General features: G+C 41.0%; 10 protein-coding genes. 5 read left to right on the top strand and 5 right to left on the bottom strand.

Translation table 11 applies throughout. From position 1 onward, the window contains the following. The first annotated feature begins 198 nt into the window (after positions 1 to 198). From WCM76_03270 to WCM76_03250, 5 genes are all read left to right on the top strand, one after another. Positions 199 to 618, top strand: coding sequence for a hypothetical protein (locus WCM76_03270; GenBank protein MEI6764634.1), 420 nt, complete (start codon positions 199 to 201; stop codon positions 616 to 618). Positions 619 to 834: 216 nt separating this feature from the next. Further along, on the top strand, positions 835 to 1,170 hold the full coding sequence (locus WCM76_03265; protein ID MEI6764633.1) for a helix-turn-helix domain-containing protein: 336 nt from the start codon (positions 835 to 837) through the stop codon (positions 1,168 to 1,170). Positions 1,171 to 1,173: 3 nt separating this feature from the next. Continuing rightward, positions 1,174 to 1,497, top strand: coding sequence for a hypothetical protein (locus WCM76_03260; GenBank protein MEI6764632.1), 324 nt, complete (start codon positions 1,174 to 1,176; stop codon positions 1,495 to 1,497). Further along, positions 1,494 to 2,684 carry an AAA family ATPase gene (locus tag WCM76_03255; protein MEI6764631.1) on the top strand — a complete coding sequence of 397 codons (1,191 nt, stop codon included), beginning with the start codon at positions 1,494 to 1,496 and terminating at the stop codon, positions 2,682 to 2,684. The genes WCM76_03260 and WCM76_03255 overlap by 4 nt, the downstream gene beginning before the upstream one ends. 126 nt (positions 2,685 to 2,810) lie before the next feature. Next, entirely contained in the window at positions 2,811 to 3,629 is an 819-nt protein-coding gene (locus WCM76_03250) for a hypothetical protein (GenBank protein MEI6764630.1), read from the top strand. Positions 3,630 to 4,307: 678 nt separating this feature from the next. Here the strand turns inward: WCM76_03250 and WCM76_03245 are convergent. The 5 genes from WCM76_03245 to WCM76_03225 all read right to left on the bottom strand — a co-directional run bounded on the left by WCM76_03245 (position 4,308) and on the right by WCM76_03225 (position 10,426). After that, on the bottom strand, positions 4,308 to 5,717 hold the full coding sequence (locus tag WCM76_03245; GenBank protein MEI6764629.1) for a 2-hydroxyacid dehydrogenase: 1,410 nt from the start codon (positions 5,715 to 5,717) through the stop codon (positions 4,308 to 4,310). Positions 5,718 to 5,863: 146 nt separating this feature from the next. After that, positions 5,864 to 6,205: an STAS domain-containing protein gene (locus WCM76_03240; protein ID MEI6764628.1), complete on the bottom strand. Its 342-nt coding sequence runs from the start codon at positions 6,203 to 6,205 to the stop codon at positions 5,864 to 5,866. A gap of 23 nt (positions 6,206 to 6,228) precedes the next feature. Further along, positions 6,229 to 8,595, bottom strand: coding sequence for a SpoIIE family protein phosphatase (locus WCM76_03235; GenBank protein ID MEI6764627.1), 2,367 nt, complete (start codon positions 8,593 to 8,595; stop codon positions 6,229 to 6,231). Positions 8,596 to 8,699: 104 nt separating this feature from the next. Then, complete coding sequence (locus tag WCM76_03230) at positions 8,700 to 8,993, bottom strand: STAS domain-containing protein (GenBank protein ID MEI6764626.1); 294 nt, start codon at positions 8,991 to 8,993, stop codon at positions 8,700 to 8,702. Between the two features lie 11 nt (positions 8,994 to 9,004). Then, positions 9,005 to 10,426: an aldehyde dehydrogenase family protein gene (locus WCM76_03225; protein MEI6764625.1), complete on the bottom strand. Its 1,422-nt coding sequence runs from the start codon at positions 10,424 to 10,426 to the stop codon at positions 9,005 to 9,007. Positions 10,427 to 10,906: the final 480 nt, after the last annotated feature.

Raw genomic sequence — 10,906 nt, 5'->3', positions numbered from 1 at the left:
AGAGCATCTGACTGTTAATCAGAGGGTCGCTAGTTCAAGTCTAGCAGGGGGAGCAAGAATATAAAGGGTTTCAGGAGTTAAACACTGGAGCCCTTTTTATATTTGATACACATTTTGAGACACAAATGGCCACATTTCCTATCGCTTATTTGATTTGATGTTACATGGTATTGAATCCCTGAAATGCCCAATTCTATTATGAAAGCAAATCAATATACCTTCGATGACCTCCACAAAGCACTGGAGAATCTTGAATATAGCAATCCCCATTTAAAGAGAATCACTTTTGCTCAGCTTGAAATGGCAGTGAAGAAGACACGCACGCGAGTCATTTATAATATTGATGAGATCATCGAACGGTTGAAGGCGTATATTAAAAGACACGAGAAAAACGAGGAAAGTATGCATTGCCGTGAAAAGGAGCTCTGCGAAATCATTGGTGTTAGAAAACTGGCGCTTCATCAATGGCGGAAACGGGGTCTTATAGATTATCATAAATCAGGTACGAGAATAATTTTTTATAGCTTAAGAGAAATCCTTGGAGACTTCCGTGATATCAAGGCAGGGAATATTACTATCAAGGTAGCTAAGTCTCCCCGCTCCCGGGATGAGGATTAAAATCAACTACTTGCTTGTGCCAAAGTTATAAATACATATCAGCCCCGTTTCGTTTTCCCATATTTTCCAAAATTTGCGCTGTACGATGCCCGGAAACAAACTGCCAACTACTGCCAAGTAAAGCCAATTACTGACATACGATATGTATTCATTTTCCTTTGTATTTTAAGCGTTTTTTCGTATTTTCTTTGTGGCAGAAATTAATCCGCCACAAAAATGGAAAAACTCATTTTATCTAATGTCTCCCTCGAAGACCTTGCTAATGTGTTAGCTGAAAAAGTTCGGGAAATCCAATTAAATACATACCAACCGGAACCCGTTGCAAAAGATGAGTTCCTAAATATCAGGCAAGCAGCAGAACTTCTTAACCTTGCCGTGGCCACTATCTACACGCTTACTTGTAGAAAGAAAATCCCTTATTTCAAAAAAGGGAAAAAGGTCTATTTCAAACGATTCGAACTGGAAGCATGGCTGGACTCAGGTAAAAAGCACCCTGTGGACACCCAAAATACTTCTACCAGCGAACTTTTCATCCGCAATAAAAGGAAATAGGCCATGCCAGGTTCATATATCATGGGTATGGCGCGACTTGAAAAAGTCATAGAGGCCTTAAGAAAGGACTTGGTACGCTATTCGGAAAAACCGAATGCTAATGATACTTTCATTGATAAACAAAATACCCTGATTGCTGAATTAGTCACCGCTTTTAATGATCTGGATTCACTTCATTTTTTTGAAACCTGGCAAGACATTGAAACCCAAATTCGTCAGCTTGAGAATATTGACCCGGAACTGAACGCTCACAATATCATGCTGCACCTCAAGCCCGGCAGTGTAACAAAATATTCACGCATTATCATTAATCCTTTCGAGAAATGATGGAATTCATGCCTGTACAGAAAAAAGCTCAAAATGATAGCATCGGCTCAGACAGAATTGAGCAAAGCACCTCTCCTGTGGACTTTTCTGTACCACGCAAGTATCGCAACCGGGCAAACCCTGAGTTACCGGCAGAGACCCATCTTAAGGACCTTCTGAGCAATTCTCAGATGTTCACCTACGATGAAGTAGAAGCAGAATCTCCCTGCATTCGGGTACACCAACCTGATCATGATTCAACAGTATGTTCAATCGGCAATATCAGTCTTGTGGCCGGCAAAGCAAAAAGTAGAAAGACCTTTCTTGTTTCGGCGATTGTCGCATCGGCATTAAGCAATTCAACAGTCCTGAAGTTCTCAGGTCAACTGCCTGATGACAAGCGCATGGTGCTGTATATCGATACAGAGCAAAGCAGAATGGATTGCAAGAAAGTGCTCGTTCGTGTCAGCAAAATGCTAAACTGTGCTGAACACGAGCATCCCGAAAATCTTGTTTTTGTAAGGTTACGCCCCTATCCGCCCAAATTGCGCCTCGGCATCATTGAATACGCGATCAACAATATCCCGGATGTGGGTTTCGTAATAATTGACGGCATCAAGGATGTGGTTTTCTCAATTAATGACGAAGCTGAAGCGACCGATGTAAGTTCAAAGCTAATGAAGTGGAGCGAGGAGAAAAAGCTACATATTCTAACCGTTCTGCATAAAAACAAGACTGACGACAACAACCGAGGGCATCTGGGAACCGAACTTGAGAATAAATGCGAAACAGTTATAACCGTAAGTAAGGATAAGGAAAATAAGGAAATATCTGTTGTTGAAAGCCAGATCATGCGTGACAGGGAGTTTTCGCCATTTGCTTTTTCAATAAACATTGACAATGTCCCTGAGCTTATTGATTCTTTTTCGGCGCCCGTTCACAATAAAGATCGGCAGCCGGCAGATTATGACCATCAAACGCATCGAAATCTACTAAGGGACATTTTCCCTGCAAATGACAATTGCTCTGCCCGTACTTTCCATGACTTGATTAAAGAACAACTTAAAAAATACGGAGTCCTGATCGGGAGTAACCGTTGCCGCGATTTTCTGAATTTCTATCTCGAGCAGGGGCTGGTGATAAATAAGGGCGACAGTAAGCAGCACAAACTTGTACTAAATGAAAATCAGGAAAATACAGTGTGTTAACACAAGGTGTGTTAAGCTTAACACGATCCGTGTTGAGGGTGTTAATATATATAGACACACCTTTTAACACAACACACTCAAAAGCCTCCAATAATTCAATAATTAATTAACCTAAACCTCACAACTATGGAATCAAAAAAATGTCCCCAGTGCGGGAAGGAATTTGAAGGTCGGGCAAACAGGATCTATTGCTCCCTTAACTGCAAAATGAATGCATTTAAAGGCCTTGAACGGGAAAATGAAAACCGTTACGGATTTACTGAAACGGTTTCCGAAAACGGTTCTGAACCGAATAAAATGGTTTTTCCCGTTAAAACGGATTCATCTCCCGTAAAGAACAATAATCTGCAAAACTGCGACATAACCGTTTCTCCAAAAAAAACGGATAATCCGTTAGAAACCGTTTTGGTAAGTATCTCAAAAAAGGAAAAGGAATATCTTGAAGATCAGGCAAACGCCTGCGGCAGCAGCCTTTCGCAGTTTATCCGAATTCGTTCGCAGATGGATGAAACGGATGTTTTTGAACTCGAAAACACAATTTCTGAACAAAAAAAGGAGTTGGATGAACTTAAAATCAAACTTAGTTTTTATTCAACTCGGGAAATACACGAGGGAAAAACTGATTCCGGTGTCTATGATAGTTTCCATTTCAACTTGAATAAAAATCAGACGGATTTCATTCGCAAAAAATATCTCGAATCCTGGGACTTTGACGATACAGGGATGGAAACCGCATTACCGGGTGGACACAAAACAAATAACGAAGCTCAAGCAATTCTCGCCGATGAAAGAAAACAGCCGGGAGCGCTTGATGAGCATATCGAGTTCTGGATGTTGTTTCATTTGATGGACTCTATTGAACAACGACTCAAAAAGTATTGTGGTTATTCTGAAGAAGATTTTGAAGATGAATCGCTGATTGATCAACTTGATGATATTAGATAACAAAAATGCAATTAGTCAAAAAAGTAAGGCGGTCATTTTGGACGTCCTTCTTTTTTGCTAAAAAAAGTGAAAATCAAGTGAAAAAAAGTAAGAATCAAGTTGTTTTTAAGTAAGAAAGGTAAAACAGAGGTGATTTAAATTAATTTTCAGGCGGATTCATGTGTAATTATTTTCACCTTGGGAAATTGAATAACTTTCGTCAAAAATAATGAAGGTATCATACTTCAAGGTTCCTCTCGATATTGAACAGGGCAAATTGCGACAAGAAAAACAGAGTTACAAATATTCTTTCAAGATTTTCGCTTGATAGAAGACCCTTGAAATATTCAAAAGTTCCCCTTATAATTTATTTGTTTAACCCGTAATTAATGTGACATCTCTGCACACCAGCAGTCGTGTAGCATGATAACAAGCCTATTTCCAATCTCACCCTCACGTTTGTATGTGCCAATTATGCCATTTTACGTTTATGTAATAAAGAGCACGAGCCGAAGTCTGATATATATTGGGCAGACCGACAATCTCGAATCCAGAATCCGTGTTGGCAGACCGAACTCATTTTGAAAAATTGCACAATAGCGCCAACTTGAGAGACCCATCCGGTTAATTCGGAATATATCTCGTAAAACTGCGGATTATAAAGCCCGGTAGGGTGAGGTTCGGGCTATTCCTATATCTTCAGGAAAGGACAATACTAAATGTTCGACATTCCCTATTATCTGAACATTCATTTTCAGTTACAGTAAAAATATTCCCCGTAACTATATTAAATATTTCTGAAATGACCCCACTCAAAAATGTGTTGTTTCCCTGTTGGAAACTGATCAACCCTTCCCTAAGAATTAATCTACATTCTTTATCATGAATTTGTACAGGTGAAATAATACCTAAAGACGTGTGCTTGATAAACTGCCTAACCTGATAAACAGCCTCTTCAACACCTCCTTTCGCGAAATTTAGTTTGTATTTTGCAGTTAGCATTTTCCCCGCCTCGAAAGGCTTCTGATTACCAGAGGCGAGTGCTTCCATTAGTGCCTCACATACTTCTAATGAAACCATATTCCCCAGTGTTAGCCGACTTTTCTCCGCTTTTTCTGAGATTGGATTAAAATAAACCTTATTGACCACATTTTGAGCTTCACCCATAAAGTAGCCAAGTATATTCTCAACCATCAATTCCACCATCCTCTTAAGTGACTCTTTTGTAACCCATGCCAAATGGGGTGTTATCAAAACATTCTCCATGTATAGAAGCGGGTTGTCTTTTGTATTATTTCCCAAAACATCAAGCCCTGCTGAAGCCACCTTGCCGGACTTAAGTGCATCAATAAGCGCTTGTTCGTTTATTACTGATCCTCTCGCGGTATTTATTATAATCACCCCGGTTTTCATTTTATTGAAATGATCATGATCCAAAAAGTGTTTCGTGGAATCATAGAGGGGAAGATTGATCGAGATAATATCTGATCGCTCCAACAATTCATCAAGTGACACATATCTAATACCAAGGTCCGCAACAAGCTGAGGTTTAATAGTTCGACTATATGCAAGTACCTCCATCCCAAAACCCCGCGCTATTTTACAAGCGTGAGCCCCGTTGTTTCCTGTCCCAATAATTCCAATTGTTTTACTAATAAGGTCTTGACCCATTAGGGTGCTAAATGAAAATGAGAAATTGAAATGAGCTTCATTTCCATTAATAACGGTTGGCAGCTTTCTAACAAGGGCTAAAAGCAGCATAAACTGAAATTCTGCTACTGAGCGAGAAGAAAAACTCGGACTATTACATACCGCGATACCACATTCAGCGGCAGTTTCAACATCAACATAATCATATCCAGTGGAGCAGATAACTATTAGTTTCGTTTTAACAAGCTGTTTAATTACCCGCCCACTAATACTGCCGCTGAAAAAGCAAATTACATCAGCCATTTTGGCTTTTTCTACAAAGCTATCTTCTGTAACGAGAGCCTCGGGACTATAAGTTGTGACATGATAGAGCTGCTTTAGATAGTCAAAAAGATCGTCAGTTAACTTTTCATCAACTCCAAAAATAACAACCTTTTTTTTCTCTTTCTCTATTGACATAACTGAATGATAATAATGCTATTTTTTCAAGATAATTTAGAATTAGCTGCCGGTATTATTGGCCCAGCCACAAAATTTTCACGTATATATCTTTGAAATAATAGTTTCCAGTGCTTCACTTGCAATGAAATAATTAATACAACGCGTTAGTTCCCTTTCAGAAAAGAAAGACCTTCTTCGAGAGATGGGTAAATAGTCATGATAGAATCGAACCCGCTGATGCAAAAAACTTCTGCTATCGTTTCATTCAGAGAGCAAAGCGCCAGGCGTTTCTCTTTCTTCAGCATCTCTTTGGCGAGGATCAATATAGCGCGCAAACCGGCACTGCTGATATAGTCAACCTTCCCGAAATCGATCAGGACATGCTGCCCCGATTCCTGAACCATTGGCGTGACCTTTTTCTCAAACTCCCCGGAGGTCATAGCATCCAGCCGGCCATCGAGGCGAATAACAAGTACTTCCGAAATTTTTTCTGTTGTAATTACCATGATCGTTATTGATTTGTTTTGTCTTATCCGTGATTAGGGATGTGTATTTGAATGATATTATTTGAGCCTGCTCGCTGATAGCTGAAAGAATCGCTAAGGTTTTTCACCAGATGAATGCCAAGACCACCGATTTTCCGTTCGCTTATTGCTGCATTTATATCAGGAGCTTCGGCATCAAGAGGGTTAAAGGCTATAGCGTCGTCAGTGATCTCAAGCTGGATGCCATCCGCTTCTATGCTGAAACTAATGGTAATGTCATGCGACTGATCATCGTTGTACCCGTAAGAAATGGTATTAAAGACCAATTCCTCCACAATAAGGTTCAGCGCAAAGCAGGTCTCGTCAGAGACCTTATTGTCATGGCAAAATGACCTGATTTTTTCTGCGGCTGCGGGCAGGTTATCGGCCTTGTTTTGTATCACTATCCGGCAATCATTACCGCTTTCATTTAAATCCTTATTGCCAATATACTTGATAGCAAGCACGCTGATATCGTCCGATTGTTCTGTGCCGCTTGAAAACGCCTGTACATCTTTAATAAGCTGACCGACCAGTTCAAAGGGCGTCAGATGCGCTTTGTTGACCAGCATATCGCTGATACGCGTGCTCGTGTACTGTTGGTCGTTACTGTCAAATGCTTCGTTGATACCATCAGTATAAAGAAAGATAGTATCGCCGGCTTCAAGATTATAAACGGTGCCTGCCTTTTTACATGGGATATTACTGATGCCGAGTGGAATGCAATGGGTGTTCTTAAGCTCGCTTACACTGCCATCGCGCTTTACAATAAACGGATAGTTGTGCCCCGCATTGGCAAATTCAATTACGCCGGTTCGGGTATCCAGTATGCCAAAGATCAAGGTCACAAATAAGTTGCTTTCATTATCCCTGCACAGATAATCATTCACAAGTTCAATAACCTTGCTGGCGTTCACCTCTGCCATCTGTGCTTCGGCGCGCAGTATGGTTCTGGTAATTGCCATGAACAACGCTGCCGGCATTCCTTTACCGGAAACATCGCCAATCACAAAACAAAGATGGTGGTCATCAATAAAAAAGAAGTCATAAAGGTCACCGCCAACTTCGCGTGCCGGTTCAATAAATCCGTAAATATCAAATTCATTTCTGTCGCTGAAGGCTGGGAAATTCCTGGGGATCATTCCCATTTGTATATCGCGGGCGATCTTCAGTTCGCTTTCAATTTTTTCTTTTGCTGAAGTGGTGCGTTTTAGGTTCTCGATATATTGCTTCAGCTCAGCCTGCATGTGTCCGAATGATTTATTCAAAGAGCCGACCTCATCATTCGAAGTGCTTGGTGGAATGGTAATATCAAAATTTCCTTTTCCGAAACCTTCAGCAATTAATGCCAAACGACGCAGCGGCCTTGTAACCCGGTTAGAAATGGAGATGATGATAAGTAGTAACATGGCGAGCCCTGCCACAGCCATCAATATCAGCATCTGATTCAGCTTATGCAGGTCGGCGTAAAGTTCATCTTCAGGAAATACAAACCCGAGTGACCAGTCATTATTGGTAAGATGCGTATAATATATCCAGCATTTTCCTTCGTGAAATCTGGAATTGAAGGGCGCGAAGTCTTCATGGCCGGCAACCATTTCATCACCTATCTTTTTAAGATCTGGGTCATTTGTTTTTTCTGCAAGTGAGAAGATGTTCTCATGCATCACAAAACTAGTGTCGGGATACGTGATAAACGTTCCTTTTTGGGAGATAAGAAAGGCATATCCGGTTTCAAATATCTTTATCTGCGAAACAATTTTCTGAAGCCATTTCAGCGATACGTCTGCCGTGATGACCCCACAGATGCTGTCGGTTTGTCTGCACTTCTGGTATAGGGGAACCGAGTAAGTGGTCATCAGTACGTTGCCGCCGCCTTCATCATAATAGGGTTCGCTCCATACGGGTTTGCCTTTATCAATAGCGTTGCGGTACCATGCCCAGTCAGGATAATAATAGCCTGAATTTGCCAGGTCTTTGTATAATAGCGAATCACCTTTTTCGAAATAATACGGTGCGAAATATTTTACACGGGGGCTGAATTTATACGGAGAGAACGCGAGGCAGCTACCGTATATCTCATCATTATTTTTTACAATACCCGATAGCATCAATTCAACTTCTTCTGCTGATTTCTCCGTATCCTGTATCGTATACCCGGCATTTAGCACGATCTTTTCAATTACTTTGAAAAAACCTTCACTTTTGTTGATAGCCGAGGAAGTAAGGTTTTTTGTATTCTCCTGAACGTTTTTAAGAATGAGTTTTCTGGAGACATAATAGTTATACAGCAGTATCATAGCAAATATCACAAATACTGCCGATAGTATCGAAACGTTGAGTTTATATGCCAGTCTTTTGTTCTTGAACATGGATTATTTAGCAAGCTGACCTTAAAAGTAAGGTTATTTGAAATGATTTCAGCGAAAACAGGCGGGTACTCCTAAAAGAATCATCTTTTAGCGGCGGTACCCCCTCAGTTAATGGTGACGATCTCCGCTAAGTTTGATATTTTGAACACCTTCATTACCGAGGGCTGTACATTACTGATGATGAATTTCTCTTTGCCCAGCGCTTTTACCAGCCTGATCACAATACGTAAAAAAGTAGAAGAAATATAATCAACGTCACCCATATCAAAAGTCACCGCTGTGATATCACTGCTCATTTGTTCGCTGATCTCGTTTTCAAGTACTGCACAATTCATGGTGTCTATTTTACCTTGCAGTATGCAGGTAAGCAGATTATCATTCTTATGGTATGTATTCATGATGTTCGTGTTTAGTAATTATTATTATACAGCTCAAGCAATTTGTCGGCTTTGTTGTTTTCGTCGAGATACAATGATGTATCGAAACGTATAAAACGTTCGTTTGGCCTGCGTTTCGAAATCCTTTGAATATTGAGCAGATGTTTGGCACTCACGTTATCTGTTGTGATATTCTTGCCTCCTGTGCCACAGCCAAGTGTAAGTGAAGGGCTTAGTTTGTTGAACATGCCGCCAACAGCGCCTTGTGATGACGGCGTATTCACACAGATCCTCCCTGCATTCATGTGAATGGCAAAATATTTTATTTTTTCTTCATTATTGGAATAGATAGCTGCAGAATGTCCAATCCCGCCGTGGTAGTTGAGGTCGATGCACATGTTGATGGCTTTCTCAAATGATTCAACCACATAGAACGCAAGTATTGGCGCTAATACTTCTGACGATAACGGATATTCGTCACCGACAGCGGTAAGCGGAGCGATCAGCAAGGCAACATCGGCGGGTGCATTTATCCCGGCTTTCTGCGCAATGTCATACGCCGATCGTCCAACAATGTCGGGGTTCATCAGCAATGTTGTGCTATTTATAGCAAGATTATTAAGTAGTACAATTTCCTGGTCGTTGAGAAAATATGCCTTGCGTGCTTTGAATTCAGCAATAACCGTATCGGCGATCTCCTTTTCTACAACAATGGCCTGTTCGCTTGCGCAGATGGTGCCGTTGTCGAAAGTCTTTGACATAAATATCTGCGCCACGGAGAAAGGAATATCGGCAGATCGCTCAATAAACACCGGAACATTGCCGGCGCCAACGCCTATGGTTGGTGTGCCGGAGCTATAAGCTGATTTCACAAGTCCTGATCCTCCGGTTGCCAGAATAAGCGATAGCCCTTTGTGCGACATCAGCTCCTGAGTTTGTTCACGGGTGACCGTGGTAAGCCATTGGATACAGCCTTCGGGAGCGCCCGCTTTTAAAGCGGCTTCATAACAAATGCGTGCCGTTTCGCTACAGCAATCTATTGCTTTTTTTGAAGGGCAAATGATAACCGGATTGCGAGATTTGAGTGATATCAGCACTTTAAAAATAACCGTTGAGGTAGGGTTCGTTACCGGAATTATGGCCAGGATAGGGCCCATCGGCTGTGCAATTTCCACGATACCACTTTCTACATCATCACTTATGATACCAACGGTTTTTAGATCTTTAATATCTTCATAAACCAGTTGTGAGGCAACAACGTTCTTCACAACTTTGTGTTCCCATATGCCAATGCCGGTTTCCTCGTGCGCCATTTTTGCGAGTTTAACACGGTTGTTAAAAGCCGCCTCGAACACACTTTTTACAATGCGGTCGGTTTGCTCCTGAGTAAACTGGCTGTATTCAGCGGCTGCCATGGTTGCGTACTGAATAACTTCGTCAATAGTATCTCTCATAAATTTTTGATTATCGTTAAACTATCGTTACAAATAAACGAAAAAAATAAATTAAAACGAGTTATTATTTTCAGGTTTGACAATTAAATTATAGTGCATTTCCCTGCACCGCATGTGAAAGAGTTAATAATTAGAATCAAGGTTTAGATTTTCTCTGCGTAACTCCGTGATATCCCTGCCTGCCGTTAGGCAGGTCTGTGTTTCTCCGTGTTAGTTTTTTAAAAATTTCACAGAGGTTCACAGACTGCTACAGAAAACCACAGTGATATATTTTCAAGTCTTGATTCGCATTAATACTTATATGTTTAAAGGCAGGCCTGATATCTTTATGGTGGCGCTCCATGAAAAAGCAAATGTGACGTAACGATAATTAAAAGTTCAGACCACTCCGGGAAGTGTTATTTGCTTCATTGCGAGGAGGGACGACGAAGCCCGCCTGACCGGACGGGCAGGCAGGCAATCTTCTTAAAAGCAGCGAAT

It is taken from the genome of Bacteroidota bacterium, from assembly GCA_037133915.1.
GTDB lineage: Bacteria > Bacteroidota > Bacteroidia > Bacteroidales > CAIWKO01 > JBAXND01.
This window is presented reverse-complemented; position numbering and strand designations above follow the sequence as displayed.